Below are 26,742 nucleotides of genomic sequence, written 5' to 3'. Positions count from 1 at the left end.
CACCACCACCGCCGTCTCCGTCACCGCCTCGATGCTCGACGCCACGCCGTCGCTCGCCGCCCGCGATCTCGCGCATGCCTGTGGCGCCGGAGTGGACTGGGTGGTGCAGCTGGTGGAGATCGGCATCGTCGAACACGCAGCACCCGAGGCCGGGACCCGGACCGGACCCGAGCAGTGGCGCTTCCGCGGCGCCGACCTGCGTCGCGCGCTCGAGGCGCGGCGGCTGCAGCGCGACTTCGGCGTCGAGCTCGATGCCGCCGCGCTGATCCTCGACCTCGAACACGAGGTGCGGCGCCTCAAGGCCGTGCTGCAGGCCCACCGGATCGGTCACTGAGGCGCGCCGCCGGACGTGTCCGGCGGACGTGGCTCACTTCACCTGCTGCTTGTCCAGCTTGCGCGCCAGGGTCCGGCGATGCATGCCCAGGCGGCGCGCGGTCTCGGAGATGTTGAAACCGGTCTCGGCCAGCACCTCGTGGATGCGCTCCCATTCGAGCGTCTTGATCGACGAGGCGCGATTGGTCAGCTCGACCTCGGTGGTGCCCTCGGCACGACCGAAGGCGGCCTCGATGTCGTCGGTGTTCGACGGCTTGGCCAGGTAGTGGCAGGCGCCGAGCTTGATCGCCTCGACCGCCGTGGCGATGCTGGCGAAACCGGTCAGCACCACGATCAGCATGGCCGGGTCGTGCGCGTGCAGCAGCCGGACGCAGGCCAGGCCGGAACTCTCGCCGCTGAGCTTCAGGTCCACCACGGCATAGCCCGGGCCGGGCTCGCGCTGCAGCAATGCGGCGACCTGGTCGAAGCTGTCGGCCAGGCTCACCGTGTAGCCACGGCGCTCGAAGGAGCGGCCGAGGATACGCGCGAAGGCGGCATCGTCCTCGACGATCAGCAGGTGGCGTGGGTCGTCATCGGGCATCGTCGTCTCCCTTCTCCTTGTCCGCAGCCAGCAGCTGCTCCAGCTCGTCGTCGAGCGCGATCGCGGCCAGCGGCAGCCGCATCGTCACGATGGCGCCACCCTGCGGCCGGTTGGCCGCCGTCACGCTGCCGCCCAGCGTGCGCAGCACGTTGACCACCAGGAACAGGCCGAGTCCGCCGCCCGGCCGGCCCTTGCTCGACTGGTAGGGCTTGCCCAGCTGCGCCAGCATCCGGGGCGCGAAGCCGCGCCCGGTGTCGGTGACGGTGATGACCAGGGTGTCGCCGGAGCGCGTGGCCTCCAGCGCCACGTACTGCGGCGAGGCCTCCAGCGCGTTGTCCAGCACGTTGCAGATGGTCTGCTTGAAGGCCGAGTCGGAGACCATCGACAGGTCCTCGCCGAAGTGGTTGGCATAGTCGAAGGCCACCACCGGACGCGTGGCGCGCCATTCCCGCGCCACGTCGTCGAGGAAATCCGCCACCGTGGTGGCGGCCGAGGATTCGCCGCGCGCCTCCCCGGCCGACAGCAGGATGCTGCTGACGATCGACTTGCAGCGCTGCAGCTGGACCTGCATCTCGCCGATCTCCTGCAGCAGTTCCGGGTTGCCCTTGAACTCCGGCATGCGGCGCCAGTCGCCCAGGATCACCGACAGCGTGGCCAGGGGCGTGCCCAGCTCGTGGGCGGCGCCGGAGGCCAGCAGGCCCATGCGCACGGCCAGCTCCTCCTCGGCGGCGCGCTGTCGCAGCGCCGCCAGTCGCTCGTCGCGCGAGCGCAGATTGCCATTGATGCGGCTGATGAAGACGATCAGCAGCGCGGCGTCGAGCGCGAAGCACGCCAGCAGGCCCTGGATGTAGGGGCTCGACAGGCCCTGGTCGTGGTCGAGCGCCAATGGCAAGGGCACCGAGAAGATCGCCAGGCCGGCCAGGCACAGGATCGTGACCACCGCCATCGTCGCGCTCGACCACGGTTTCAGCAGCACGGCTCCCAGGATCACCTGCAGCAGGTAGAGGAAGACGAAGGGGTTGGTGGTGCCACCGCTCAGGTAGAGCTGCGCCGTCAGCAGGCCCAGGTCCACCAGCATGTTGAGGAACAGCTCGCCATTGGTGACCTTGCGCCCGAGACGCGCGCGCTGCAGGCTCAGCAGGTTGAAGACCACCAGGCAGCCCAGCACCAGCGTCATCTGGTCGAGCGGCAGGCGGATGCCGAAGCCGAAATGCACCACGCCGATCGTGACGATCTGGCCGAAGGCGGCGATCCAGCGCAGCTGGACCAGCTGCTCCAGGTTGCGCAGGCCGGCCGCCGACTCGATCGCGTGGCCGCCGCGCGGCAGCTTGGCCTCGCGCCGCGACAGGCGTCCGAGCGAGGGCAGCCGGATCATGGGCGGGCCGGACCGGAGCCGGCCGCCCCCGGCGGTGCGCCGGCGTCCGGGCGCCGCTCGCGCCACCACTCGCGCCCGAGATAGCCGACCGCCAGCGCCACCATCAGCGCCAGCGCATACCAGGTGATGGCATAGACCAGGTGATGGTTGTTGAAGCGGATGACGGTCAGACCGGCCACCGGCCAGATCCGGTCGGCATCGGCCATCAGCTGGGGCTGGGCGCGCTCGGCCGCCGTGGCCTCGGCATCGACGAAATAAGGCAGCACGTCGCCCAGTCCCCGCGCCTGCGCGATGGCGGCGACGTCGCGCGAATGCCAGCGGCCGGCGGCCGGGTCGTTGCGCCGCATGAAACCGCCGCCGGGTTCGCTCAATCGCAGCAGGCCCACCAGCGTCGTGGTGGCGCCATCGCCCGCCCCCGGCGCCGTCGGTCCGCGCTCGCCGCGCGTGGCCCGGTCGCGGCGCTCTGGCGTCACGAAGCCCCGGTTGACGAGTACGTGCCGGCCGTCGGCCAGGCGCAATGGCGTCAGCACCCAGAAGCCGCCACCGAGCTCGGTGCTGGCCTGGACCAGGGTCTCGCGGTCGTGCTGGAAGACGCCGGTCAGGCGCAGGCGCCGATATTCGTCGCGCCGTGGATCCTCGAGGGTGGCCGGGGGATCGACCGGCGCGGCGCGCAACTGGTTCTCGACCCGCTCGATCAGCGCCAGCTTCCAGGTCCGGCGCTCGACCTGCCAGGTCCCGAGCGCCAGCAGGCCGGCGAACATGGCGAGGGCCACCACCCCCATGAACAGCCGCCAGGGCCCGGAGCGCCGCGCGGGCGTTCCGGCGGGCCGGCGATCGAATTCGGCGGCCATGGGAGCGGAGGAGGCGCGCGCCGGGACGTTCAAGACGCCGGCGTGTGCATCCCGTGATCCATCATGCCGGGCATCATGTTCGTGTTGAGGTGATACATCACCCACAGCGAACCGGCCAGCGTGATCACGACCAGCACCAGCGTGAAGATCAGGGCCAGCAGCGACCAGCCGCTCTCCGAGCGCGTGTTCATGTGCAGGAAGTAGATCATGTGGACCACGATCTGCACCGCCGCGAAGCCCAGGATCACGATCGCCGTGGTCCGGGGGTTGTCCAGCACGTTGCCCATGACCAGCCAGAACGGGATCGCCGTCAGGATCACCGCCAGGATGAAGCCGGTCACATAGCCCTTGAGCGTGCTGTGGCTGGCGCCCTCGTGGTCGTCGTCGAGGTGGTCGTGGCCATGGCCATGACCGTGCCCGTGGCTGTGGTCGACGTCGTCGGGCTGGGCGTGGATGCCGCGCGGGGCCTTGTTGTCGAGGGGCGCCGTGGCGCTCGTGGTGGCGCTCATTTCAGCACTCCCATCAGGTACACGAAGGTGAAGACGCCGATCCAGACGACGTCCAGGAAGTGCCAGAACATCGACAGGCACATCAGGCGACGACGGTTCTCGGCGATGAGGCCGGTGCGCCCGACCTGCACCATCAGCACCACCAGCCAGATGCAGCCGAAGAACACGTGCAGCCCATGGGTGCCCACCAGCACGAAGAAGGCCGACAGGAAGGCGCTGCGCTGTGGCACCGCGCCCTCGTGGATCAGGTGGGCGAACTCGTAGAGCTCGAGTCCCAGGAAGCCCAGGCCCAGCAGGCCGGTGATGGCCAGCCAGAGCAGCGTCCTGCCGGTCTTGCGCTTCTGCATCTCCAGCATGGCGAAGCCATAGGTGATGGAGGAGAACAGCAGCAGCGAGGTGTTGATCGCGACCAGCTTGAGGTCGAACAGATCGGCGCCCGACGGTCCGGCCGCATAACTGCGCCCCAGCACGCCGTAGATGGCGAACAGGCAGGCGAAGATGAGGCAGTCGCTCATCAGGTAGAACCAGAACCCCAGCAGGGTCCCGTTCTCCACGTGATGGTCGCCCGGGACGTAGAAGCGCAGGTTGTCCGGCGCGTCGACGCTGACGGTGGTGGAAGTGGACATGACGGCGGTATCAGACATGGGCGGCCATGAGACGGGTGCGATCGGACTCGATGCGGACGACGTCGTCCGCGGGGATGTAGTAGTCGCGCTTGTAGTTGAAGGTGTGGATGATGGCGGTCAGCACGAGCAGCGCGAAGGCCACGCCCCCGAGCAGCCACATCTGCCAGATCATGCAGAAGCCGAAGCCACCGGCCAGCGCCGAGATCACGAAGCCGGCCCAGGTGTTCTTGGGCATGTGGATCGGCATGAAGCCCTTGTCGGGACGCTGGTACTGGCGCGCCTTCATGTCGGCCCAGGCATCGTTGTCGTGGATCTGCGGCGTGAACGCGAAGTTGTAGGCCGGCGGCGGCGACGAGGTCGACCACTCCAGCGTGCGGCCATCCCACGGGTCGCCCGTGTGGTCGCGCAGCGACTCGCGGCGCATGAAGCTCACCACCAGCGTGATGCCCATGCAGATGATGCCGCACAGGATCAGGAAGGCGCCGACGGCTGCGATCTGGAACCAGATCTGGAGCGACGGATCCTCGAAGTGGCTCAGGCGACGCGTGACGCCCATGAAGCCCAGCACGTAGACCGGCGCGAAGGCGAGCCAGAAGCCCACCAGCCAGAACCAGAACGAGCACTTGCCCCAGAACGCGTCGAGCTTGTAGCCGAAGGCCTTCGGGAACCAGTAGGTGATGCCGGCGAACATGCCGAACACCACGCCACCGATGATCACGTTGTGGAAGTGGGCGATCAGGAACAGGCTGTTGTGCAGCACGAAGTCCGCCGGGGGCACGGCCAGCAGCACGCCGGTCATGCCACCGATCGTGAAGGTGAACATGAACCCGATGGCCCACAGCATCGGCACTTCATAGCGGATGCGGCCCTTGTACATCGTGAACAGCCAGTTGAAGATCTTCGCTCCCGTGGGGATCGAGATGATCATGGTGGTGATGCCGAAGAACGAGTTGACGCTCGCCCCGGAACCCATCGTGAAGAAGTGGTGCAGCCACACCAGGTACGACAGGATGGTGATCACGACCGTCGCGTAGACCATCGACGCGTAGCCGAACAGGCGCTTGCCGGAGAAGGTCGAGACCACCTCGGAGAAGACGCCGAAGGCCGGCAGCACCAGGATGTAGACCTCGGGGTGGCCCCAGATCCAGATCAGGTTCACGTACATCATGGCGTTGCCGCCGAGATCGTTGGTGAAGAAGTTGGTGCCGACGTAGCGGTCGAGCGAGAGCAGCGCGAGCACCGCGGTCAGGACCGGGAAGCTGACGATGATCAGCACGTTGGTGCACAGCGAGGTCCACGTGAAGATGGGCATCTTCATGAAGGTCATGCCGGGCGCGCGCATCTTCACGATGGTCGCGAGCAGGTTGATGCCCGAGAGCGTCGTCCCGACCCCCGCCACCTGCAAGGACCATATGTAGTAGTCCACCCCCACGTCCGGACTGAAGGCGATGCCCGACAGCGGCGGATAGGCCAGCCAGCCGGTGCGCGCGAACTCGCCGACGAACAGCGAGGCCATCACCAGGACGGCGCCGAAGGCGGTCATCCAGAAGCTGAAGTTGTTGAGGAACGGGAAAGCCACGTCGCGCGCGCCGATCTGCATCGGCACGACGAAGTTCATCAGGCCCGTGACCAGGGGCATGGCCACGAAGAAGATCATGATGACCCCGTGCGCCGTGAAGATCTGGTCGTAGTGGTGCGGCGGCAGGAAGCCGGCGTTGTCCCCGAAGGCGATGGCCTGCTGGGTACGCATCATCAGGGCGTCGGCGAAGCCGCGCAGCAGCATCACCAGGCCCAGGATGATGTACATGATGCCGATCTTCTTGTGGTCGATGCTGGTGATCCAGTCACGCCACAGCGGTCCCCACAGGCGGAAATACGTCAGCCCCGCGACCACCGCCAGCCCGCCGAGCAGCACGGCGGCGAAGGTGACCAGGAGGATGGGCTCGTGCAGCGGGATCGCCTCCCAGGTGAGGCGACCGAAGATCAGCTTCGTCAGTTCGGATGAATCGGGCATTTTCAATCTCGGGGAGTGCACATCGCCGCGACGTAGGTCCGCATCGGCGACTTGTTGTTATCGGGTTGCCAGGGCTTGGACGCCGTGTTGTGCGCGCCGGGCTTGCCCATGCCGCCCTGCGCGTCGATGGCCATCATCTGGTTCATGCACATCTTGCTGGTGTCGACGCAGCGGTTGAGGATGGCCTGGTAGAGGTCGGGCGCGACCGAGCCATAGCGACGCACCGGATCGCGCTCGCTGGGCTGCTCGAGCTTGAGGTAGGTCGGCCGGTCCAGCGCGGCGCCGCCGGCCTTGGTGCGCTCGACCCAGCGGCCGAAGTCCGCCGAGCTCATGCCGTGGAACTTGAAGCGCATGCCCGAGAAGCCCTCGCCGCTGTAATTGGCGGAGAAGCCGTCGAACACGCCGGGCTGGTTGATGACCGCGTGCAGCTTGGTCTCCATGCCCGGCATGGCGTAGATCTGCCCGGCCAGCGCCGGGATGAAGAACGAGTTCATGACCGAGGACGAGGTGATCTTGAAATGGATCGGCACGTCGACCGGCGCGGCCAGCTCGTTGACCAGCGCGATGCCCTGGTCGGGATAGATGAACAGCCACTTCCAGTCCAGGGCCACCACCTCGACCGTGATCGGCTGCGCATCGGCCGGGATCGGCCGCTTGGCGTCGAGCCGGGTCAGCTGCCGGTACGGGTCGAGCGTGTGGGTGCTGATCCAGGTCACCGCGCCCAGCGCGATGATGATGAGCAGCGGCGCGCCCCAGATCGCCAGCTCCAGCTGCACCGAATGGTCCCAGTTGGGCGAATACTCCTTCTTCGCCGTCTCGCTTCCGTGCCGGTAGCGCCAGGCGAAATAGAACACCAGGAAGAGCACCGGGATGATGATCAGCAGCATCAGCACCGTGGAGACGACGATGAGCCGCCCCTGCTGGTTGGCGATGTCGCCGGACGGATTGAGCAGGACTGTGTTGCAACCGGCCAACAGCATGGCGGGGGCAATCAGCAGACCGCGGAGGTTCTTGAGGGTGGGCATGCGGTAAATATGGAGAGCGTGCTGCGTGAGCACCCGCCGAATTTACGGCCAATGGTCAATCTTTGTCATTGGACGTTTTGTCCTATGGTCACAATCGTCCAGCGGTGCGACGCTCGGGCATGCAGCAATTACAACCGGAAAATTCCGCCTAGAACCATGACGACGTCCACTCTCGGCCAACACGGCAGCAACACATCGACCGACAAGGACATCGCGCACGCGGTTGGCGGCGACCACGGCCAGGTCGAACCCGGCGAGATCGCGGTCGGCGTGGTCATCGGCCGCGCTTCCGAGTATTTCGACTTCTTCGTCTACGGCATCGCCTCGGCGCTGGTGTTCCCGACGATCTTCTTCCCCTTCGCCGATGCCCTGACCGGCACGCTCTATTCGTTCGCGGTGTTCTCGCTCGCGTTCCTGGCACGCCCCTTCGGCACCGCCATCTCCATGGGCGTGCAGCGGCGCTACGGCCGGCAGGCCAAGCTGGCGATCGCCCTCTTCCTGCTGGGCACCTCGACGGCCGGCATCGCCTTCCTGCCGGGCTTCAACAGCCTGGGCAACGCCTCGATCGTGCTGCTGGGCGTGCTGCGCATCCTGCAGGGCCTGGCGCTCGGCGGCTCGTGGGACGGTCTGCCGTCCCTGCTGGCGCTGAACGCGCCGCAGAACCGTCGCGGCTGGTACGCGATGCTCGGCCAGCTCGGCGCTCCGCTGGGCTTCGGCGTCGCCGCCGCCCTCTTCGCCTTCCTGACGGCGAGCCTGACGCGCGAGGAATTCCTCTCCTGGGGCTGGCGCTATCCGTTCTACGTCGCCTTCGCCATCAACGTCGTGGCGCTGTTCGCCCGCCTGCGCCTGGTGGCGGCCACGACCTATGTCAAGCTGCTCGACGAGCGCGAGCTCGCGCCCACCGGCGTCATCGAGATCTTCCGCGCCCAGGGCTCCAACATCCTGATCGGCGCCTTCGCCGCGCTGGCCAGCTATGCGCTGTTCCACGTCGTGACGATCTTCCCGCTGTCCTGGGTGACCCTGTACTCGGACCAGAGCGTCAGCGAATTCCTGGTCGTGCAGCTCATCGGCGCCGCGCTCTGCGGCGTCTCGATGGTGGCTTCCGGCAAGATCGCCGACCGCTTCGGCCGCCGCAACACGCTGGGCGCCCTGGCGGTGCTGATCGCCATCTTCAGCGGCTTCGGCCTGACGCTGATGGGCGGCGGCTCGCTCGGTCAGGACATCTTCATCCTGGTCGGCTTCGTGCTGCTGGGCCTGTCGTATGGCCAGGCGGCCGGCGCCGTGACGTCGAACTTCACCGGCAAGTACCGCTACACCGGCGCGGCGCTGACGGCCGACGTCGCCTGGCTGATCGGCGCGGCCTTCGCGCCACTGGTGGTGCTGGGCCTGTCGGCGCACTTCGGCCTGGCCTACATCAGCGTCTACCTGCTGTCGGGCTGCGCGGCCACGCTGGCGGCCCTGTTCATCAACCGCAGGCTGGGCGAGCGCGAGATCGAGACCGAGGCCGAGGCCCGCTGAGGACACATCGCCCCCGGCTCCGGGGACCCTGGCGTCCCCGCGACGTCCCCACATGACGAAGGCCCCTCGCGGGGCCTTCGTCGTTGCGGCCCCGGCGGAGCCATCCGGATCGCACCGGGATCGGCGCCGGCCTCAGTCGAACAGCGCCGTGGCCCGCGCCCGCGCGATGCGCCGGTCGGCATCGGCGCGCAGCAGGAAGCCCTGGGCCACCAGGGCATCCGCCGCCGCCGTCACCGCCGCCACGTAGCCGGCCTGGTTGCCATAGAGCGACTCCAGGGAGGGCCGGGCATCGCCGGCGGCGAGCCGCGCGGCTTCGGTGACGTGGAACGGGATGTAGGCACCGGCCAGGTTCACCAGGTCGATGATGCCGGGCGTCGGGACGTAGTTGAACTCGATGCTGGTGCCCAGGGGCGCCTGCACGTCGACGTTGCGGATGCCGGCCGTGGGCAGGCCGGTGCGGGGGTCGACATTGGGCACCAGGATGGCATAGCTGCGCCCGAGGTTGGCCGGTGGCAGCAGCGTCGGGATGCCCGATTCGTCCTGCGGCCGGTAGAGCGGACCGAAATCGAGCAGCGTGAACTCGTTGTAGAGCCCCCGGTAGGCGAAGTCGGGCAGCACGACACCGCCGCGGCGCGGAAAGCCGACGTTCCTCATGGCCGGGAAGCGCAGCTGGTCGGGTCGCACCAGCGAACCGTCGGCCAGGCGCGGCGTCTGGCTCGGCGCCGGCGCCTTCTCCAGCGTCACCCAGTCGGTCAGCTGGACGAACAGGGCCCGGAAGGTGTCGGCGAAGTCGACCATGTTGCCGCGCGGATAGACCGCGCTCGCCGGCGCGTAGGTGATGCCGGTCTCCAGTCCGCCGGTGCCGCCACCGTGCTGGGTGCCGGCGTAGTAGTAGACCCGGGCGTTGTCGGGCTGGACGAGGTCGCGGAAGCCCCAGGCGTCGGTCAGCACCGGCGAGCCCTGCAGCTGCCAGAACTCGGTGCCCGACAGCCCGAGGAAGTACTTGGGACAGGTCGCGGTCGCCTGGCAGCGCGCCATGACGCCGCCCGTGCGGCCCGCCACGTCGTCGCGATAGTCGGCCGCCAGGCCGCGCGGCGCGGTCTGGCCGAAGGCACGGTGGTCGGTGCGCACGCCACCGCCGCCGCCCGGCACGGCGAAGCGGGTGTTGATGTTGGTCTGGCGCGCCGCGACGTGCGTGTACAGGCCGTCGAACACCTTGCCGCCGCCCAGCGACTGGTTGAAGCCCAGGTGCAGGAAGGTCTTGAGCGCGTTGCCCGACTGCGAGGTGCCCTGCCCGATCGTGGCCTTGATGCGGCCGGCCAGCGGATTGGGCCGGCCGGCGGCGTCGGCGCTGGCGTTGCGGAAGAAGTCGACCGTGTCGCGCAGCGCGGCCAGGCCGACGCCCATCACGCGCGGGTCCTTGGCGACATAGCTGACCTCGTAGAGCGTTTCGGGCTGGAAGCCGCCCTTCAGGCAGACCGAGGCGGGATCGGCCGTGCCGGGGAACGGCTTGTCGGTGGCGTTGCAGCTGGCGAACTTCCAGTCCGAGGGCGGGATGGGAATGCGCGGATCGGCCTCGTTGGTGCGGCGCGTCAGCAGGTAGCCGCTCTGGGTGTTGTCCAGGCTGGCCGGCGCGTACGGGATCATGCTGCCATTGAAGACACCGCCGGGCAGCGTGAGCGAGGGCGTCGCCGCGCCGGTCAGCAGCTCGGCGGTGTAGGGACCGGTGATCGAGCTGCCGTCCTTGTTCCTGGCGACCGGCACGGTGGCGGTCAACCGCTGGGGCGAGCTCTTGGGCACGTCGCCCTGCCAGGCCGAGAACAGCCAGACGAAGCCGCGCTCGAAATAGATCGCGTCGCCCGGGTTGGCCGCGAGATTGGGCGCCGTCAGGATGTTGCCGCGATTGGGGGCGTCGTAGCGCAGCACGCCGCTCGCCTTGCTCATGTCCTTGGGCTTGAGCATGGTGAAGTCGGCGCTGTACTCGACCATGCCGCGCGCGTTCACCGGCGCCAGGTCGAGGTCCTGGATGATCGCGTTCTTCGCATCCCTGGGATCGACCTCGCCCGACAGCGTGCCCGAGACCTGCTCGTAGGCCCCGACGGCGCCGAAGCTGCCCGGATAGTCGACGGTCGAGGTGATGGTCAGCGTGAGCTGCGGCTTGGTGGCGGCCGGCGTCGCGGGCGAGGTCGGCGTGGTGGCCACCGGCGGCGCGCTGGTGCCGCCATCGTCGCTGCCGCCGCAGGCGGCGAGCAGCAGCGTGGCGAGGCCCACGGCCAGGCCCGGGCGGGTCCGGCGACGCGGGGTGGAGGGTCGGGTGTCGAGTCGTTGCATGTCGTTGTCTCCGTCGGTTGGTCTTGTGTTCGTCGATCCGCGTCCCGGGCCGCGCGGTGGCCCCGGCGCTATTCCGCCTCGATGCCGGCGGCCTTCACGATGCGACCCCACTTGGTCGATTCGCCGGCCTGGAACTTCGCCAGGTCCTCCGGCGAGGTGGTGAAGACCTCGGTGCCGGTGGGTTCATAGAAGGAGGTCTTCGCGGCGTCGCTGCGGGCGGCCTTCACCAGCAGTTCGTTCAGCCGGCGGACCACGGCCGGCGGCGTCTTCGCGGGCGCGTAGGCGGCGAACCAGTAGCCCATCTCGTAGCCCTTGACGCCGGCCTCGGAGATGGTCGGCACGTCCGGCGCCAGGGGCGAGCGCGCCGCGCTCGACACGCCGATGGCGCGCAGCTTGCCGGCCTTGACCTGCGGCAGGCCGGTCGCGGTGTCGGTGATCATCATGTCGATCTGGCCACCCAGCAGGTCGGTCACGGCCAGCGTGTTGCTCTTGTAGGGCACGTGCAGCAGCTTGACGTCGGCCATCTGCTGCAGCAGCTCGCCGGCCATGCGGCTCGACGAACTGCCGCTGCCGAAGCTGTACTTGCCCGGATCCTTCTTCGCCAGCGCCACGAACTCGGCCACCGACTTGGCCGCAAAGTCCGGCCGCACCACCATGATCTGGCCCCCCTTGCCCAGCGCGGCGACCGGGGCGAAGTCCTTCACCGGGTCGTAGGGCATCTTCTTGTAGAGATGCTCGTTGGCGGCATGCGTGGTGTTGGTGGTGATCAGGACGGTGTAGCCGTCGGGCGCGGCCTTGGCCACGTACTGCGAGGCGATGAAGCCGCTGGCGCCGGCCCGGTTGTCGATGATCACGGCCTGCTTGCTCTCCGCCGTGACGCCGTTGCCCAGCGCGCGGGCGATCTGGTCGGTGGCCGTGCCGGCCGCGAAGGGCACCACGAAGGTGATCGACTTGTCGGGAAAGGTCTGCGCCTGGGCGGCGGCGGATGCCAGCGCGGTGACGGCCAGCACGGCGGCGGCGAGCGCGACGGGACGGAATGCGTTCATGGGTCGTTGTCTCCTGGAGGGGTCGTTGGTATGGGGGAAAGGGAATCGGCCGGTCAGCCGGCGTCCGGGCCGACCAGCCGGTGGCGCAGCGCCGCGGGCACCCGCAGCGGCATGTCCAGCAGCAGGAACGACAGCGACTTGCCGTGGGTGTCGAGATTGCGCGCATCGTTGACGCCGCCGTCGAGCACGGCATCGAGCACGAAGTTCATGGCCTGCAGCGTCGGCATGACGAAGCGCTGGACGCGACTGGGCGCGCGGTGACGGAACTGCGTCGCCACGGCCTCCGGCGTGATCTGCTCGACCAGCAGGGGCCAGAGATCGGCATGCCAGGCGATCACGCTGATGTTGGAGCGGTCGCCCTTGTCGCCGGTGCGCCCGTGGGCCGCCCGGTAGAGCGGGACGACGATGTCGACGCCGTCGGGATCGATGGTGTTCATGCGGCCTCCCGGATCATCTCGAAGCCGACCGGCACGGCATCGCGCGGCACCAGGCAGGAGATCGTGTTCAGACGCGGCGTGAGGCTGCAGCGCACGCCGCCGCCGCCGGCCGGGCCGCAGGTGTAGAGCGCCGTCACCTCGCGCCCGAGCGTCTCGGCCACGGCGCGGTCGTGATGCGTGGCGGCGACGCGCAGCCGCACGTCGCGCACCCCGGCGTCGGGCGTCGCCGCCAACATGCGACCGGTGTCGTCGGCCAGGATGCTGACGGCGCCGATCAGGTCGACCCGCAGGTCGAGCGCCGGCAGGCGCTCGCGCAGCACGTCGGCGGCCAGGCGGGCGCGCCCCTCGGCGCGGGCGCCGGCATAGGAGATCTCGCCCTCGGCCAGCCAGCCGCCTTCGTGGCAGACATTGACCTTGTAGTGCGTCGGCCGCGCATGCCCGCGCACGCCCGCCAGGGCCACGCGGTCGGCGCCGACCACGCTCACCGAGGCCTCGGCGATGTCGGCCACCACGTCGGGCGTGAGGTAGGCCGCCGGGTCGTGCACCTCGTAGAGCAGTTGCTCCTTCACCGTCGCCTCGTTGACGAAGCCGCCGGTGCCCTCGGACTTGCCGATGGTGCAGCGGCCCTCGGCGTCGATCTCGGCGATCGGGAAGCCGACCTGGTCCAGGCCCGGGACGTCCTTGAAGCCGGGATCGGCGAAATACCCGCCGCAGACCTGCGCGCCGCATTCGAGCAGGTGCCCGGCCATGGTCGCGCGGCCGAGCTTCTCCCAGTCGTCGGCGGCCCAGCCGAAGTGCGCCATCGCCGGCCCGACGGTCAGCGACGGATCGGCCACGCGCCCGCAGACGACGATCTGCGCGCCGGCGCGCAGCGCCGCGGCGATCGGCTCGGCGCCGATGTAGGCATTGGCGCTGACGATGCGCAGATCGTCGAGCGTCGCGCCGATGCGCTCGCGCAGCAGGTCCCGGAAGCTGGGCGCCGACAGGTCGTCGCCTTCGAGCACCGCGATGCGCGGCGCCGGCAGATCGAGCTCGCGCGCCAGCCGGAGGATGTGCCGGGCCGCCGCGCGTGGATTCGCGGCGCCGAAATTGCTCACGATGCCGACGCCATGCGCCAGGCAGCGCGCCAGCACCGGTCGCAGCATGAGGTCGAGCAATGGCTCGTAGCCGGCCTCGGGATCGGCGCGGCGGCGCAGCTGCGCGAGCGCCAGCGTGCGCTCGGCCAGGGTCTCGAAGATCAGGAAGGCCCGCGGCAGCGCCGGGGGCGCGGTGGGATCCGACCCGGTCGCCGGCGCGATCGGGCCGAGTCGCGCGATGAGCGTGTCGACCACGGCCGCGGCGACATCGGTGCGATCGCCCGAGAACCCGGCGGCGCAGCCGATGAGCAGGGAGGGGGCCGTCACGGTGGACGGGGCGGGATCGGTCATGGTGCCATGTCTCCTTCTTTGTCTCCAGGATCGCGGACAGTCAATTTAGGATGCGAGCAATCATTCGTAAAATCGAAAATTCAGATCGATTCATTTGTTTTGCGGATCACATCGATGACGGCTCCCGATCTCTCCGCGCGGCAGCTGCGCGCCTTCCTGGCCCTGGCCGCGCAGCGCAGCTTCACCCGCGCGGCCCGGACCTGCCATCTGTCGCAGCCGGCCTTCAGCGCGCTCATCCGGGCGCTGGAGGACACGCTGGGCGCGCGCCTGTTCGACCGCGACACCCGCAGCGTCGCGCTCACGCCCGAGGGCCGGCTGTTCGAGCCCGCGGCACGCCGGCTGCTCGACGACATGCACGAGGCGCTCTCCGGCCTGACCGACCACGTCCGATGCCGCACCGGCCGCGTGCGCGTCGCGGCCCTGCCCTCGCTGGCCGCGGGCTGGTTGCCGGCCGTCTTCGCCGAATTCATGGCGAGCTGGCCGGGCATCACGCTGGAACTCGACGACGCCTTGTCGGACGCCTGCATCGCCCGGGTGCGCAATGGGCAGTCCGACTTCGCGCTGGCCTCGTCGGGCGTGGGCACCGCCGCGGAGGGCGACCTGGTGGCCTTCGAGCTGTGCAGCGACGGCTTCCATCTGGTGTGTCGCGTCGATCACCCGCTGGCCGTCGAGACACCGCTGGACGCTTCGAAGCTGGCGCCGTGGCCCTTCATCCAGATGGCGCGCCACAGCAGCGTGCGCCAGTCGCTCGACGCGGCGCTGCATCCGTTGCGGCTGAACGCCACCTTCGAGGTCGAGCATCTGGCCACGGTCATGGGACTGGTCGAGGCCGGCCTGGGCATCAGCGTGGTGCCGGCCCTGACGCTGTTCCATTTCCGGCGCGACACCCTGGTCACGCGGCCCCTGCCGGTGCCGGGCCTGCGGCGCCACCTCTACCTGATACGCCGTCGCGAGGGGGGTCTCTCGGTCGCGGCGCAGACGCTGCACGACCTGATCGTGCGACGCCTGGGCGATCTGAAGCTGGACTGACGCGCATCCGCGCCCCGTCGATGTCCGACGGCCGGCGCGGCCTCCGTCCGGGGAAACATAATCCTGCGGACCCCCGTCCCATCGCCTTCGAAAGCCCGCCCGCCATGCTCCAGCTCCTGGTCCGCAACGCCTCCCTGCCCGATGGGCGCACCGGCATGTCGATCGCCGTGCGCGATGGCCTGATCGTCGAGGTCGCCGCCGCGCTGGACGCGCCGGCGCTGCGGACCCTGGATGCCGCCGGCCAGCTCGTCACCCCGCATTTCGTCGATCCGCATTTCCACATGGACGCCACGCTCAGCTACGGCCTGCCGCGCGTCAACGAGAGCGGCACCCTGCTCGAGGGCATCGCGCTGTGGGGCGAGCTCAAGCCGCTGCTGCGGCAGGAGGCGCTGATCGAGCGCGCGCTGGCGTATTGCGACTGGGCCGTGGCCAAGGGCCTGCTGGCGGTGCGCACGCATGTCGACACCAGCGATCCGAGCCTGCTGGCGGTCGAGGCCCTGCTGGAGGTGAAGCATCGCGTCGCGCCCTACCTCGACCTGCAGCTGGTGGCCTTCCCGCAGGATGGCGTGCTGCGCTCGCCCGGCGGCCTGGCCAACCTGGAACGCGCGCTCGACCTGGGCGTCGACGTGGTCGGTGGCATCCCGCATTTCGAGCGCACCATGGCCGCCGGCGCCGACAGCGTGCGCCGGCTGTGCGAGATCGCCGCGGCGCGCGGCAAGCTGGTGGACATGCACTGCGACGAGTCCGACGACCCGCTCTCGCGCCACATCGAGACCCTGGCCGCCGAGGCGCAGCGCCTGGGGCTGCAGGGCCGGGTGACCGGCTCGCACTGCACCTCGATGCATTCGATGGACAACTACTACGTCAGCAAGCTGCTGCCCCTGATCGCCGAGAGCGGCGTCAGCGTCATCGCCAATCCGCTGATCAACATCACGCTGCAGGGCCGCCACGACACCTATCCCAAGCGTCGCGGCATGACGCGGGTGCCGGAGCTGATGGCCGCGGGCGTGACCGTCGCCTTCGGCCACGACTGCGTGCTGGACCCCTGGTACGGCATGGGCTCGGGCGACATGCTGGAGGTGGCGCACATGGGCCTGCACGTGGCGCAGATGACCAGCCAGGCCGGCATCCGGCGCTGCTTCGAGGCCGTGACCACGAATGCCGCCGCCGTCATGCATCTGCCCCGCTACGGCCTGGAGGTCGGCTGCGACGCCAGCTTCGTGCTGCTGCAGGCGCGCGACCCGGTCGAGGCGATCCGGCTGCGCGCCACCCGCCTGCAGGTGTTCCGCCGGGGCGTGCTGCTGGCCGAGACGCCGCCGGCGACGGCCCGCCTGCATCTGGACGGCCGGCCGGCGCGAAGCGACTGGACCCACGCTCCCCGATAATCGCGCGCCATGAATCCCCTGCTCGCCAAGCTGCAGCCCTATCCGTTCGAGCGGCTGCGCCAACTCTTCGCGGGTGTCGTGCCCCTGACCGACCTGCGCCCCATCAGCCTGGGCATCGGCGAACCCAAGCATCCGACCCCCGCCTTCATCCGCGACGCCCTGGCCGGCGGGCTCGATGCCCTCTCGGCCTACCCGGCCACGGCCGGCGACCTGAAGCTGCGCCAGTCGTTCACGGCCTGGCTGCAGAAGCGCTATCGCCTCTCGCTCGATCCGGCGACGCAGGTGCTGCCGGTCAACGGCTCGCGCGAGGCGCTGTTCGCGCTGGCGCAGACGGTGATCGACGCCAGCCGCCAGCCGATCGTGGTGTCGCCCAATCCGTTCTATCAGATCTACGAGGGCGCGGCCCTGCTCGCCGGCGCCGACACCCATTACGTGCCGAGCGTGCCCGAGCGCAACTTCGCGGTCGACTGGGACAGCGTGCCCGAGGCGGTCTGGGCCCGCACCCAGCTGGTCTTCGTCTGCTCGCCCGGCAATCCGACCGGCGCCGTGATGCCGCTGGAGGAATGGCAGAAGCTGTTCGCGCTGTCGGACCGCCATGGCTTCGTCATCGCCTCGGACGAGTGCTACAGCGAGATCTACTTCCGCGACGTGCCACCCCTGGGCGGCCTCGAGGCCGCGCAGCGACTGGGCCGCCACGACTTCCGCAACCTGATCGCCCTGACCTCGCTGTCCAAGCGCAGCAACGTGCCGGGCCTGCGCAGCGGCTTCGTCGCCGGCGACGCGGGGCTCATCAAGGCCTTCCTGCTCTATCGCACCTATCACGGCAGCGCCATGGGCGGCGCCGTGGCGGCCGCCAGCATCGCGGCCTGGGGCGACGAGTCGCACGTGGTGGAGAACCGGGCGCTCTACCGGACCAAGTTCGCGGCCGTGATGCCGCTGCTCGAGCCGGTGCTCGACGTGCGCCTGCCCGATGCCGGCTTCTACCTGTGGGCCGGCGTGCCGGCCGCCTGGAACGGCGACGACGCCGGCTTCGCCCGCGCGCTCTACGCTCAATACAATGTGACGGTGCTGCCCGGCAGCTTCCTGGCGCGCGATGCCGGCGGTCCCGCCGCCACCGCATCGACGCCGTCGCTGGCGGTGCCGCCACCGCCCAATCCGGGTCGCGGCCGCATCCGCATGGCGCTCGTCGCCGGCACCGACGAATGCGTCGAGGCCGCCCGGCGCATCGTCGATTTCGTGCGGCGCTGAAGCGCCGCCGGGACCCGGCTCCCGTGGCGCCGGTTCCCGCCCCCCTCCTTTCCCGTCCATCATCCTCAGAGTCCCTCCATGACCCAACAACTCCAGCAGACCATCGACGCCGCCTGGGACGACCGCGCCAACCTCTCCCCCACCCAGGCCCCGGCCGAGGTGCGCGAGGCCGTCGAGCACGTGATCTCCGAACTCAACAACGGGCACCTGCGCGTCGCCACGCGCGAGGCCGTCGGCCAGTGGACGGTGCACCAGTGGATCAAGAAGGCCGTGCTGCTGTCGTTCCGCCTGAAGGACAACGAGCCGATCCAGGCCGGCGCCCTGGGCTTCTACGACAAGGTCCAGACCAAGTTCTCGCACCTGTCGCCGGAAGAGCTCAAGGAAGCCGGCGTGCGCATCGTGCCGCCGGCGGTCGCGCGGCGCGGCAGCTACATCGCCAGGGGCGCGATCCTGATGCCCTCCTACGTCAACATCGGCGCCTATGTCGGCGAGGGCACCATGGTCGACACCTGGGCCACCGTCGGCTCGTGCGCCCAGATCGGCGCCAACGTGCACCTCTCGGGCGGCGTGGGCATCGGCGGCGTGCTGGAGCCGCTGCAGGCCGGCCCGACCATCATCGAGGACAACTGCTTCATCGGCGCGCGCTCCGAGGTGGTCGAGGGCGTGGTGATCGAGGAGAACTCGGTGCTGTCGATGGGCGTCTACATCGGCCAGAGCACGCCGATCTACGACCGCGCCACCGGCGAGACCACCTATGGCCGCGTGCCCGCCGGTTCGGTGGTCGTCAGCGGCAGCCTGCCCAGGGACGGCGGCCGCTACAGCATGTACGCCGCCATCATCGTGAAGAAGGTCGACGCCAAGACGCGCTCGACCACCAGCCTGAACGACCTGCTGCGCGATTGATCGCCGGATCAGCCGAGCAGGCGCCCCGTCCTCCTCTCGCAACGGCCCACGGCCCGGGAACACGCTCATGAAGACGATGGAACGGTTCCTGCGCCTGATGGCCGATCGCAAGGCGTCCGACATGTACCTGTCGCCGCAGGCGCCGGTGCAGATGCGCATCAACGGCCAGTGCGTGGCGGTCAACGCCCAGCTGCTGCCACCGGAGGCGCCGCTGAACCTGCTGGCCGAGGTGGTCCACGAGAGCCGCATCGCCGAGCTGGAATCCAGCGGCGAGCTCAACATGGCCGTGCAGATCGAGGGCGCGGGCAATTTCCGCATCAGCGGCATGCGCCAGCGCGGCTGCTACGCGGTGGTGGTGCGCCACATCGCCTCGGTGATCCCCGCGCTCGACGCGCTGCTGCTGCCGGACGTCCTCAAGACGCTCGTCATGGAGAAGCGCGGACTCATCCTCATGGTCGGAGCCACCGGCGCGGGCAAGTCGACCACGCTGGCCTCGATGCTCGACCACCGCAACGCCAATGCCACCGGCCACATCCTGACGGTGGAGGAGCCGATCGAGTTCACCTTCACCAACAAGAAGTCGGTGGTCAACCAGCGCGATGTCGGCAGCGACACGCAGTCGCTGCGCATCGCCCTGAAGAACGCGCTGCGCCAGGCGCCCGACGTGATCCAGATCGGCGAGATCCGCGACCGCGACACCATGAGCGCGGCGATCGCCTATGCGCAGTCGGGCCACCTGTGCGTCGCCACGCTGCACGCCAACAACGCCTATCGCGCGCTCAACCGCATCCTCGGCTTCTACCCGGCCGAAGTGCGCAACACGCTGCTGAGCGATCTGGCCGGCTCGCTGCGCGCCATCGTCGCGCAGCGCCTGCTGCGCACGCCACGCGGCACGCGGCTGCCGGCGGTCGAGGTGATGCTCAACACCTCGCTGGTCGCCGAGATGATCGAACTCGGCGACTTCACGGCCGTCAAGGAGGCGATGGCGCAGTCCATGGCCGAAGGCTCGCAGACCTTCGAGGAGGACATCGCCCGCCTGATCGACGGCGGCTTCGTCACCCGCGAGGAGGGCCTGGCCCACGCCGACTCGCCCACCGACCTCACCTGGCGCCTGCAGAATCGCAAGGTGCCCTCGACGCCGAGCGAGGACGAGCAGAGGGAACAGCGCCAGAACCGGCTCGACGACGAGCCGTCCTTCACCGACATCACGCTCGACGCGCGCTTCTGACGACCGCTTCCGACGACCTCGCCGCTCTCCGTTTCCTTCCCTCGACCCGCTCCTTTCCGATCGCCATGTCCCGTACCCTGCAGCTCGCCGAGCAGCTGATCTCGCTGCCCTCCCTCACTCCCGACGATGCCGGCTGCCAGCGCCTGATCGGCGAGCGCCTGGCGGCGCTGGGCTTCCGGCTGGAGAACTTCGAGAGCGGCCCGGCCGACGCCCGCGTCGCCAACCTGTGGGCGGTGCGCCCCGCCGCCGCCGATGTCGTGTCGCCGCGCACGATCGCCTTCGCCGGTCACACCGATGTCGTGCCGACCGGACCGCTCGAGCAATGGACCAGCCATCCGTTCGCGCCCACGCATCGCGAGGGCCGGCTCTACGGGCGTGGCGCCTGCGACATGAAGACCTCGCTGGCGGCCTTCGTGGTGGCGATCGAGGAGTTCCTGGCGGCCGATCCGCGGCCCTGCCTGACCCTGGCGCTGCTCCTGACCAGCGACGAGGAAGGCCCGGCCACCGATGGCACCGTCGTCGTCTGCGACGCGCTGGCCGCGCGCGGCGAGGCGATCGACTACTGCATCGTCGGCGAGCCGACCTCCGTCGAGCGCTGCGGCGACATGATCAAGTACGGCCGGCGCGGCACCATGAGCGGGCGCCTCACCGTGCATGGCCTGCAGGGCCACATCGCCTATCCGCACCTGGCGCGCAACCCGGTGCACGCGGTCGCGCCGGCCCTGGCCGAGCTGGTCGCCATCAACGAGGCCGGCGCCTGGGATGCCGGCAACGCGCACTTCCAGCCGACCAGCTGGCAGATCAGCAACTTCCACGCCGGCACCGGCGCGAGCAACGTGATCCCGGGCAGCGCCGTGATCGACTTCAATTTCCGCTTCTCGACCGAATCGACGCCGCAGTCGCTGCAACGGCGCGTCGAGTCGGTGCTGGCGGCGCATGGCGTCGAGCACACGCTGGCCTGGACCATCGGCGGCCTGCCCTTCCTGACGGAGCCGGGCGAGCTGGTCACGACCGTCGAGCAGGCGATCCACGACGAGACCGGCATCCGGACCGAGCGCTCGACCAGCGGCGGCACCAGCGATGCCCGCTTCATCGCCCGCATCTGCTCCCAGGTGATCGAGCTGGGGCCGGTGAACGCCAGCATCCACAAGATCGACGAGCACATCGCGGTCGCCGACATCGAGCCGCTGAAGAACATCTATCGCCGCACGCTCGAGGGCCTGGCGGCACTGCAGCCGAAGGCGATGCCGGCATGAGCGCGGACGCACCCGCAGCGCCGGCCGAGGCCGCGCCCACCGTCATCGAACTCGTCGATGCCGCCGCCGCGCGGCTGGAGGCGGCCGGAGTCGCCTTCGGCCATGGCACCACCAACGCCTTCGACGAGGCCGCCTGGCTGGTGCTGTGGCGGCTGCGCCTGCCATTGCACGACCTCGACGCCGTCGCCGCGCGGATCGTGTCGCCGACCGACGCGCAGCAGGTCGAGGCCCTCGTCACACGTCGCATCGACAGCCGCCAGCCCGCCGCCTACCTGACGAAGGAAGCCTGGCTGCAGGGCGTGCCCTTCTATGTCGACGAGCGTGCCATCGTGCCGCGCAGCTTCATCGCCGAGCTGATCGCCGAGGGGACCATCGACTACTGGCTCGGCGAGCACACCCGGCGCGTGCTGGACCTGTGCACCGGCAACGGCAGTCTCGCCGTGCTGGCGGCCCTGACCTACCCGGACGTGAGCGTCGACGCGGCCGACCTGTCGACCACCGCGCTCGAGGTGGCGGCCATCAACGTGACGCGCCACGGCCTGGACGGGCGCATCGCGCTGATGACGTCCGACGGGCTGGCCGACGTGCGCGGTCCGTACGACCTCATCCTGTGCAATCCGCCCTATGTCAACGCGCGGAGCATGGCGGCGCTGCCGGCGGAATACCGCGCCGAGCCCGAGCTGGCGCTGGCTGGCGGCAGCGACGGCATGGACTTCATCCGCGGCCTGCTGCGCGACGCGCCGGCGCACCTGAACGCCGGGGGCGTGCTGGTGCTGGAGATCGGCAACGAGCGCGCGCACTTCGAGGCCGCCTTCCCGATGCTGGAGGTGTTCTGGCTCGACACCTCCGCCGGCGAGGACCAGGTGCTGCTGGCGACGCGCGATGCACTGGCCGGCGCGACCGCGCCCTGAGCGCCGCGACGGGCCGCCGGCGTCGCGCCACCTACAATAGGCGCGTCGTCGAGCGGCCGTCCACGGTCGAGCGCGACTGTTCCGGTCCGCTGCGTCGCCGGGGTCGACCACCCCGATCCGATGCCGGCGTCGATGATCCCCGCGTCGTCCGTCTCGACCGTGACCGGAATCCCTTCTGCCGGCCTGCGAGACGCAGACCCTTCCCGGTCCCGGCTGCGGTCGAAGCCCTGAGCCCCATTTCGTCCCGTCCATGATCCATCTGAAGAACGTCGTCCTGCGCCGGAGCGCCAAAGTCCTGCTCGACGGTGCCAACGTCACCCTCAATCCCGGCGAGCGCGTCGGCCTGGTCGGCCGCAACGGCGCCGGCAAGTCGACCTTGTTCGCCCTGTTCAACGGCACCCTGCACGAGGATGGCGGCGACTTCTCGCTGCCCCGGCAATGGCGCATGGCGCAGGTGGCGCAGAACATGCCGGAGACCAGCGAGTCGGCGACCGATTTCGTGGTCGGCGGCGATACCCGCCTGGTCGAACTGCGCGAGGCGCTGGCGGTCACCGAGGCCAGCTACGAGGCCCAGCCCGACGACGCCGACATCGGCATGGCGCTCGCCCACGCCTACACCGACCTGGCCGATGCCGGCGAGCACGACGCCGTGCCGCGCGCCCAAGCCCTGATCCTGGGGCTGGGCTTCAAGACGCACGAGCTCGACCTGCCGGTCAACAGCTTCTCGGGCGGCTGGCGCATGCGCCTGCAGCTGGCCCGCGCGCTGATGTGCCCGAGCGACCTGCTGCTGCTCGACGAGCCCACCAACCACCTGGACCTCGACGCCCTGGTCTGGCTCGAGGCGTGGCTGCAGCGCTATGCCGGCACGATGATCGTCATCAGCCACGACCGGGAATTCCTGGATGCCGTCACCAACGTCACGCTGCACATCGTCAATGCCCAGTTGACGCGCTATGGCGGCAACTACAGCAAGTTCGAGGAGATGCGCGCGCTGCACATGGAGCAGCAGCAGGCCGCCTTCGGCAAGCAGCAGGAGAAGATCGCCCACCTGCAGAAGTTCATCGACCGCTTCAAGGCCAAGGCCAGCAAGGCCAAGCAGGCGCAGAGCCGCGTCAAGGCCCTGGAGCGCATGGAGAAGGTCGCGCCGCTGCTGGCCGAGGCCGACTTCACCTTCGAATTCAAGGAACCCGGCCACATCCCCAATCCGATGCTGTCGATCAGCAACGCGAGTTTCGGCTACCGGATGGAGGACGCCGAGCCGCGCACCATCCTGCGCGGCGTCAACCGCTCGGTGCTGGCCGGCCAGCGCATCGGCATCCTGGGCGCCAATGGCCAGGGCAAGTCGACATTGGTCAAGACCATCGCGCGCGAGATGGGCGCCATCGCCGGGACCGTGACCGAAGGCAAGGGACTGAACATCGGCTATTTCGCGCAGCAGGAACTCGACGTCCTGCGCCCCCAGGACACGCCCCTGGAGCACATGGTGCGCATGGCGCGCGAACTGGGCGCGGCGGCCAAGGAGCCGAGCGGCGAGCAGGCCCTGCGCGGCTTCCTGGGCAGCTTCAACTTCAACGGCGACATGGTCAAGCAGGCGGTGGGCACCATGAGCGGCGGCGAGAAGGCACGCCTGGTGCTGGCCATGATGGTCTGGCAGCGGCCCAACCTCCTGCTGCTCGACGAGCCCACCAACCACCTCGACCTCGCCACCCGGGAGGCCCTGGCCGTGGCGCTCAACGAGTTCGAAGGCACGCTGATGCTGGTCAGCCACGATCGCGCCCTGCTGCGCTCGGTCTGCGACGAGTTCTGGATGGTCGGGCGTGGCGCCGTGACGGATTTCGATGGCGACCTCGACGACTACCAGCGCTATCTGCTCGAGGAGGCCAAGCGCCAGCGCGAGGAAGCCAAGGAGGCGGTGCGCCACAGGTCGGCGGCCGATGCCGCTCCCGCCCCAGTCGTGGCGGCGCCGGCCGTGGCGGCCGCGCCGGTCGAGGCGCCATCGGTGGAGCGCGCGCCCTCGTCCCCGGCCGGTGCCGGTCGCGACCAGCGCCGTCTCGATGCCCAGGAGCGCCAGCAGCGTGCCGAGCAGGAGAAGCCGCTCAAGCGGGAGATCGCCCGCATCGATGAACGTCTGTCGGCCATCGGGATCGAAAAGGCCCAACTCGAGGAGCGCATGTCCCAACGCCTGTCCCCCCAAGAGATCGCTGATGCCGGCAAGCGGTTGAAGGCCCTGACCAGCGAGGTCGAACAACTCGAGGAACGCTGGCTGGCGCTGTCCGACCAGCTCGAGACCCTGGCGGCCTGAGGAGCGACGCGGCACCCGGCTCGCGCCTTTCCCATCCGCCACCACCACCACCACCACCACCACGACCCTCACGGAAACAAGTCGCATGTCTTCCGCCATCGAACTCGCACGAGGTGATCCGCGCCTGATCGAGGCGATCCGGCGCAGCCGCAAGCTCATCGGACGCAAGGCGCTGATCGCCGCCGCCGCCAGCACCGTGCCGCTGCCCGGGATCGACTGGGCGGCCGATGCGGCGCTGCTGTCACGCCTGATACCGCAGATCAGCCAGGAGTTCGGCCTGGCGCCGACCCAGATCGAGCGGCTGGCACCGCACAAGCAGGAGCGCATCCAGCAGGCGGTGGGCATGGTCGGCGCCCTGCTGGTGGGGCGACTGGTGACCCGGGACCTGCTCATCACGCTGGCGAAGCATGCCGGCATGCGCCTGACCGCCAAGCAGGCCACCAAATACGTGCCGCTGGCCGGCCAGGCCGTCTCGGCGATGCTCGGCTATGCCGCGCTGCGTGCGCTGGGAGAGCACCACATCAGGGATTGCGTGCGGGTCGCGGTCGCCGCGCAGCATTTGCTACCACCTCCACGCTCTTCGTCAATCGGCACTCGCGAGACTGAATAAACACTGAACGCGTGATATTCTGGTAAGAAAAGTTGTGAATGAATTCGTCAAGATGGCATTGGCGAACCCTTGCCAAGCTCAAAACCAGAGATATCGGATGAACAACACAGAGCTTGCCACGTCGATCGACCGCCTCATGGTGCATGTCGACTACTACCTCCATTGCGAGCTCGACGAGGAGTACGACCATGACCAGCCGAACTCCGCCCGTCACCAACTCCGTGGCGCGATCAAACAGGAACTGCTGCGCGCCAGTGCCATCGGCATCGTGACGTCACTGGCGACGTCCGGCCTGGCCTCCAACATGAACGATCTGTCGGCCTGAGCCGATGCTCATTCGTACGCCTTGCGATAGAACTCCATCGGCTTGAGGAACTCGTTGAGCGAAGCCTTGGCCAGCGCGGCGCGGTGGGCATAGGCCTCCTCGCTCATGCGGATCGCTTCGTTCATGCGTTGCGCCAGATCCTGGACGTCACCGGGTTCCGCCACCAGTGCCGCCTTGCCTCCCGACTCCGGCAAGCCGCCGTCGCGGGTCACGATCGACGGCACGCCCGCGCAGCGCGCCTCGATCGGCGTCAAGCCCAGGTCTTCCTGCGTCTTGGCCGGCGCCAGCAGCCATTTGCACGATGCGATCATCTCCTGCTTGGTCTTGTCGCTGACGAAACCGGGCAGCGTGACGTTCTCGACGCCGGTCTTCTCGATCAGGCCATGCACGCGATCGTGCAGCGGACCGTCACCGAGGATCGTCAACGGCCATTCCGGGTTGTCGATCGACTTGTAGGCCTGGATGAGTTCCTCGATGCCCTTGTTCTCGATCCAGCGACCGACGAACAGGAAGCCCTTGCGATCCTGCGGCGGGACGTATTCATCGGGAAAACGGCAGACCGTGGGAATGCAGGCGCTGTTCTTGTCCTTCTCGCCGGGTTCCCAGGTGTTCCAGACGAAATTGGAGTTGAACCAGCGCTTGTCGGCCAGGCGGATCGTGACGCCCCACATCAACCGGTGCAGGCTGGCCTGCGGAAACTTCTTGTTGTGCACCGTCAGCAGGATCTTCTTGCGCTTCAGGAACGCCGGAATCACGATGTCCGGCGGCATGTTCTGGGCATGGACGATATCGGCCCAACGGATGAGATCCATCAATTGCCGCGATCCGCGACGCACGAAATGCACCGAACTGCAGTACTTCCTGGCCATGCTGACGATGTGCTCGTTGGCCTCGACATTCTTGACCAGCTTGAAACAGACCTTGACATCGAGTTCGGGCCATTTCTGAGCTGCTTCGGCCACAGCCATCATGAAAGCTTCGATGCCGCCATAGACGCCTTGCGTGGAGCCGATGATCAGCAGTTTTTTTCTTTCGGCAGACATAGGTGGTGCGATGGTTCGTTGATTCGTGGGCTTGATGAAAAACACGGTATGCCAACAATGGCAAAAGTAATTTTATGTGTTAGATGTAAACAAAAATACTATTTTTCTGTTGCAAAAGACCGCATTCTTCAGATTTGCCAAGATCGTTCATGAGATCGATTTTGGCCAGTAGCGCTTATGTACTACTTGTCCGCCGTATGAGTCAAAAAACAGATGAAAGTTTACATAGCATGCATCGCGCCAGCGACCATGGGGTGGCGATCAGGCCACAGACCCAATGAAGAGGGGTCAGCAGGCGTCTGTGGCCGGCTGACCCTCTTGGGCTTGATGTTGGTGGGACGTGCGGGGGTCGAACCCACGACAAACGGATTAAAAGTCCGCTGCTCTACCAACTGAGCTAACGTCCCGTGAACCGCCGAGTGACGGTCCG

At 68.6% G+C, this 26,742-nt stretch carries 24 protein-coding genes and 1 tRNA gene; 12 read left to right on the top strand and 13 right to left on the bottom strand.

All coding sequences use genetic code 11. The features are described 5' to 3' along the window. The first annotated feature begins 31 nt into the window (after positions 1-31). On the top strand, positions 32-334 hold the full coding sequence (locus AC1MLT_RS04490) for a chaperone modulator CbpM (protein ID WP_481034900.1): 303 nt from the start codon (positions 32-34) through the stop codon (positions 332-334). 33 nt (positions 335-367) lie between these two features. On the opposite strand, the gene AC1MLT_RS04485 is transcribed toward AC1MLT_RS04490, so the two are convergent. From AC1MLT_RS04485 to cyoA, 7 genes are read right to left on the bottom strand one after another with little or no spacing between them, the layout of a single operon-like run. Then, positions 368-913, bottom strand: a complete 546-nt coding sequence (locus tag AC1MLT_RS04485; protein WP_481034077.1) for a response regulator transcription factor — start codon at positions 911-913, stop codon at positions 368-370. Next, on the bottom strand, positions 903-2,288 hold the full coding sequence (locus AC1MLT_RS04480) for an ATP-binding protein (protein WP_481034076.1): 1,386 nt from the start codon (positions 2,286-2,288) through the stop codon (positions 903-905). Before AC1MLT_RS04480 ends, AC1MLT_RS04485 begins: the two co-directional genes overlap by 11 nt. Continuing rightward, positions 2,285-3,139 carry an SURF1 family protein gene (locus tag AC1MLT_RS04475; protein WP_481034075.1) on the bottom strand — a complete coding sequence of 285 codons (855 nt, stop codon included), beginning with the start codon at positions 3,137-3,139 and terminating at the stop codon, positions 2,285-2,287. Before AC1MLT_RS04475 ends, AC1MLT_RS04480 begins: the two co-directional genes overlap by 4 nt. Before the next feature lie 29 nt (positions 3,140-3,168). Further along, positions 3,169-3,648: a cytochrome o ubiquinol oxidase subunit IV gene (gene cyoD, locus AC1MLT_RS04470; RefSeq protein ID WP_481034074.1), complete on the bottom strand. Its 480-nt coding sequence runs from the start codon at positions 3,646-3,648 to the stop codon at positions 3,169-3,171. Next, positions 3,645-4,274 carry a cytochrome o ubiquinol oxidase subunit III gene (gene cyoC, locus AC1MLT_RS04465; RefSeq protein ID WP_481034073.1) on the bottom strand — a complete coding sequence of 210 codons (630 nt, stop codon included), beginning with the start codon at positions 4,272-4,274 and terminating at the stop codon, positions 3,645-3,647. Before cyoC ends, cyoD begins: the two co-directional genes overlap by 4 nt. A gap of 10 nt (positions 4,275-4,284) precedes the next feature. Next, a complete protein-coding gene (cyoB, locus tag AC1MLT_RS04460; protein ID WP_481034072.1) occupies positions 4,285-6,288 on the bottom strand; it encodes a cytochrome o ubiquinol oxidase subunit I in 2,004 nt (667 codons plus the stop codon). A 2-nt stretch (positions 6,289-6,290) separates the two neighbouring features. Further along, complete coding sequence (cyoA, locus tag AC1MLT_RS04455; RefSeq protein WP_481034071.1) at positions 6,291-7,313, bottom strand: ubiquinol oxidase subunit II; 1,023 nt, start codon at positions 7,311-7,313, stop codon at positions 6,291-6,293. 156 nt (positions 7,314-7,469) lie between these two features. On the opposite strand from cyoA, the gene AC1MLT_RS04450 reads away from it, so the two are divergent. Further along, positions 7,470-8,831 carry an MFS transporter gene (locus tag AC1MLT_RS04450; protein ID WP_481034070.1) on the top strand — a complete coding sequence of 454 codons (1,362 nt, stop codon included), beginning with the start codon at positions 7,470-7,472 and terminating at the stop codon, positions 8,829-8,831. Positions 8,832-8,963: 132 nt separating this feature from the next. Here AC1MLT_RS04450 and AC1MLT_RS04445 read toward each other — a convergent pair whose 3' ends face one another. From AC1MLT_RS04445 to AC1MLT_RS04430, 4 genes are all read right to left on the bottom strand, one after another. After that, positions 8,964-11,162 carry an alpha/beta hydrolase domain-containing protein gene (locus tag AC1MLT_RS04445; RefSeq protein WP_481034069.1) on the bottom strand — a complete coding sequence of 733 codons (2,199 nt, stop codon included), beginning with the start codon at positions 11,160-11,162 and terminating at the stop codon, positions 8,964-8,966. Positions 11,163-11,230: 68 nt separating this feature from the next. Beyond that, complete coding sequence (locus tag AC1MLT_RS04440; RefSeq protein WP_481034068.1) at positions 11,231-12,208, bottom strand: Bug family tripartite tricarboxylate transporter substrate binding protein; 978 nt, start codon at positions 12,206-12,208, stop codon at positions 11,231-11,233. Positions 12,209-12,261: 53 nt separating this feature from the next. Beyond that, the gene (locus tag AC1MLT_RS04435; RefSeq protein WP_481034067.1) at positions 12,262-12,645 is read right to left on the bottom strand and encodes an AtuA-related protein; all 384 of its coding nucleotides are present in this window, start codon (positions 12,643-12,645) and stop codon (positions 12,262-12,264) included. Beyond that, positions 12,642-14,072 (bottom strand): acyclic terpene utilization AtuA family protein, encoded by a 1,431-nt coding sequence (locus AC1MLT_RS04430; protein WP_481034066.1) that lies wholly within the window; start codon positions 14,070-14,072, stop codon positions 12,642-12,644. Before AC1MLT_RS04430 ends, AC1MLT_RS04435 begins: the two co-directional genes overlap by 4 nt. A 114-nt stretch (positions 14,073-14,186) precedes the next feature. Between AC1MLT_RS04430 and AC1MLT_RS04425 the strand changes: the two genes are divergently transcribed. The 10 genes from AC1MLT_RS04425 to AC1MLT_RS04380 all read left to right on the top strand — a co-directional run bounded on the left by AC1MLT_RS04425 (position 14,187) and on the right by AC1MLT_RS04380 (position 25,269). Further along, the gene (locus tag AC1MLT_RS04425) at positions 14,187-15,101 is read left to right on the top strand and encodes a LysR family transcriptional regulator (protein WP_481034065.1); all 915 of its coding nucleotides are present in this window, start codon (positions 14,187-14,189) and stop codon (positions 15,099-15,101) included. Between the two features lie 104 nt (positions 15,102-15,205). Continuing rightward, positions 15,206-16,486, top strand: coding sequence for an amidohydrolase family protein (locus tag AC1MLT_RS04420; RefSeq protein ID WP_481034064.1), 1,281 nt, complete (start codon positions 15,206-15,208; stop codon positions 16,484-16,486). Between the two features lie 9 nt (positions 16,487-16,495). Next, positions 16,496-17,734, top strand: coding sequence for a succinyldiaminopimelate transaminase (gene dapC, locus AC1MLT_RS04415; RefSeq protein WP_481034063.1), 1,239 nt, complete (start codon positions 16,496-16,498; stop codon positions 17,732-17,734). A gap of 78 nt (positions 17,735-17,812) precedes the next feature. Continuing rightward, positions 17,813-18,637: a 2,3,4,5-tetrahydropyridine-2,6-dicarboxylate N-succinyltransferase gene (gene dapD / locus AC1MLT_RS04410; protein ID WP_481034062.1), complete on the top strand. Its 825-nt coding sequence runs from the start codon at positions 17,813-17,815 to the stop codon at positions 18,635-18,637. A 67-nt stretch (positions 18,638-18,704) separates the two neighbouring features. Further along, positions 18,705-19,865, top strand: a complete 1,161-nt coding sequence (locus tag AC1MLT_RS04405; protein WP_481034061.1) for a PilT/PilU family type 4a pilus ATPase — start codon at positions 18,705-18,707, stop codon at positions 19,863-19,865. A gap of 65 nt (positions 19,866-19,930) precedes the next feature. Next, positions 19,931-21,121, top strand: a complete 1,191-nt coding sequence (gene dapE, locus AC1MLT_RS04400; protein ID WP_481034060.1) for a succinyl-diaminopimelate desuccinylase — start codon at positions 19,931-19,933, stop codon at positions 21,119-21,121. Beyond that, positions 21,118-22,032, top strand: coding sequence for a 50S ribosomal protein L3 N(5)-glutamine methyltransferase (gene prmB / locus AC1MLT_RS04395; RefSeq protein WP_481034059.1), 915 nt, complete (start codon positions 21,118-21,120; stop codon positions 22,030-22,032). Before dapE ends, prmB begins: the two co-directional genes overlap by 4 nt. Positions 22,033-22,282: 250 nt before the next feature. After that, positions 22,283-24,334, top strand: a complete 2,052-nt coding sequence (locus AC1MLT_RS04390) for an ABC-F family ATP-binding cassette domain-containing protein (protein WP_481034058.1) — start codon at positions 22,283-22,285, stop codon at positions 24,332-24,334. Positions 24,335-24,419: 85 nt separating this feature from the next. Continuing rightward, positions 24,420-24,944: a hypothetical protein gene (locus AC1MLT_RS04385; protein WP_481034057.1), complete on the top strand. Its 525-nt coding sequence runs from the start codon at positions 24,420-24,422 to the stop codon at positions 24,942-24,944. A 97-nt stretch (positions 24,945-25,041) separates the two neighbouring features. Continuing rightward, positions 25,042-25,269, top strand: coding sequence for a hypothetical protein (locus AC1MLT_RS04380; protein ID WP_481034056.1), 228 nt, complete (start codon positions 25,042-25,044; stop codon positions 25,267-25,269). A gap of 8 nt (positions 25,270-25,277) precedes the next feature. Here the strand turns inward: AC1MLT_RS04380 and AC1MLT_RS04375 are convergent, their stop codons facing one another. After that, positions 25,278-26,357, bottom strand: coding sequence for a glycosyltransferase family 4 protein (locus tag AC1MLT_RS04375; protein WP_481034055.1), 1,080 nt, complete (start codon positions 26,355-26,357; stop codon positions 25,278-25,280). 286 nt (positions 26,358-26,643) lie between these two features. Continuing rightward, positions 26,644-26,719, bottom strand: a tRNA-Lys gene (locus AC1MLT_RS04370). Between the last annotated feature and the right edge of the window lie 23 nt (positions 26,720-26,742).

It is taken from the genome of Variovorax sp. PEI5, from assembly GCF_056679935.1.
This window is presented reverse-complemented; position numbering and strand designations above follow the sequence as displayed.

Bases quoted from the DNA above. Each gene is read 5' to 3' on its own strand.
- AC1MLT_RS04490 (WP_481034900.1), top strand. From the start codon at position 32: ATGCTCGACGCCACGCCGTCGCTCGCCGCCCGCGATCTCGCGCATGCC.
- AC1MLT_RS04485 (WP_481034077.1), bottom strand. From the start codon at position 913: ATGCCCGATGACGACCCACGCCACCTGCTGATCGTCGAGGACGATGCC.
- AC1MLT_RS04480 (WP_481034076.1), bottom strand. From the start codon at position 2,288: ATGATCCGGCTGCCCTCGCTCGGACGCCTGTCGCGGCGCGAGGCCAAG.
- AC1MLT_RS04475 (WP_481034075.1), bottom strand. From the start codon at position 3,139: ATGGCCGCCGAATTCGATCGCCGGCCCGCCGGAACGCCCGCGCGGCGC.
- cyoD (WP_481034074.1), bottom strand. From the start codon at position 3,648: ATGAGCGCCACCACGAGCGCCACGGCGCCCCTCGACAACAAGGCCCCG.
- cyoC (WP_481034073.1), bottom strand. From the start codon at position 4,274: ATGTCCACTTCCACCACCGTCAGCGTCGACGCGCCGGACAACCTGCGC.
- cyoB (WP_481034072.1), bottom strand. From the start codon at position 6,288: ATGCCCGATTCATCCGAACTGACGAAGCTGATCTTCGGTCGCCTCACC.
- cyoA (WP_481034071.1), bottom strand. From the start codon at position 7,313: ATGCCCACCCTCAAGAACCTCCGCGGTCTGCTGATTGCCCCCGCCATG.
- AC1MLT_RS04450 (WP_481034070.1), top strand. From the start codon at position 7,470: ATGACGACGTCCACTCTCGGCCAACACGGCAGCAACACATCGACCGAC.
- AC1MLT_RS04445 (WP_481034069.1), bottom strand. From the start codon at position 11,162: ATGCAACGACTCGACACCCGACCCTCCACCCCGCGTCGCCGGACCCGC.
- AC1MLT_RS04440 (WP_481034068.1), bottom strand. From the start codon at position 12,208: ATGAACGCATTCCGTCCCGTCGCGCTCGCCGCCGCCGTGCTGGCCGTC.
- AC1MLT_RS04435 (WP_481034067.1), bottom strand. From the start codon at position 12,645: ATGAACACCATCGATCCCGACGGCGTCGACATCGTCGTCCCGCTCTAC.
- AC1MLT_RS04430 (WP_481034066.1), bottom strand. From the start codon at position 14,072: ATGACCGATCCCGCCCCGTCCACCGTGACGGCCCCCTCCCTGCTCATC.
- AC1MLT_RS04425 (WP_481034065.1), top strand. From the start codon at position 14,187: ATGACGGCTCCCGATCTCTCCGCGCGGCAGCTGCGCGCCTTCCTGGCC.
- AC1MLT_RS04420 (WP_481034064.1), top strand. From the start codon at position 15,206: ATGCTCCAGCTCCTGGTCCGCAACGCCTCCCTGCCCGATGGGCGCACC.
- dapC (WP_481034063.1), top strand. From the start codon at position 16,496: ATGAATCCCCTGCTCGCCAAGCTGCAGCCCTATCCGTTCGAGCGGCTG.
- dapD (WP_481034062.1), top strand. From the start codon at position 17,813: ATGACCCAACAACTCCAGCAGACCATCGACGCCGCCTGGGACGACCGC.
- AC1MLT_RS04405 (WP_481034061.1), top strand. From the start codon at position 18,705: ATGAAGACGATGGAACGGTTCCTGCGCCTGATGGCCGATCGCAAGGCG.
- dapE (WP_481034060.1), top strand. From the start codon at position 19,931: ATGTCCCGTACCCTGCAGCTCGCCGAGCAGCTGATCTCGCTGCCCTCC.
- prmB (WP_481034059.1), top strand. From the start codon at position 21,118: ATGAGCGCGGACGCACCCGCAGCGCCGGCCGAGGCCGCGCCCACCGTC.
- AC1MLT_RS04390 (WP_481034058.1), top strand. From the start codon at position 22,283: ATGATCCATCTGAAGAACGTCGTCCTGCGCCGGAGCGCCAAAGTCCTG.
- AC1MLT_RS04385 (WP_481034057.1), top strand. From the start codon at position 24,420: ATGTCTTCCGCCATCGAACTCGCACGAGGTGATCCGCGCCTGATCGAG.
- AC1MLT_RS04380 (WP_481034056.1), top strand. From the start codon at position 25,042: ATGAACAACACAGAGCTTGCCACGTCGATCGACCGCCTCATGGTGCAT.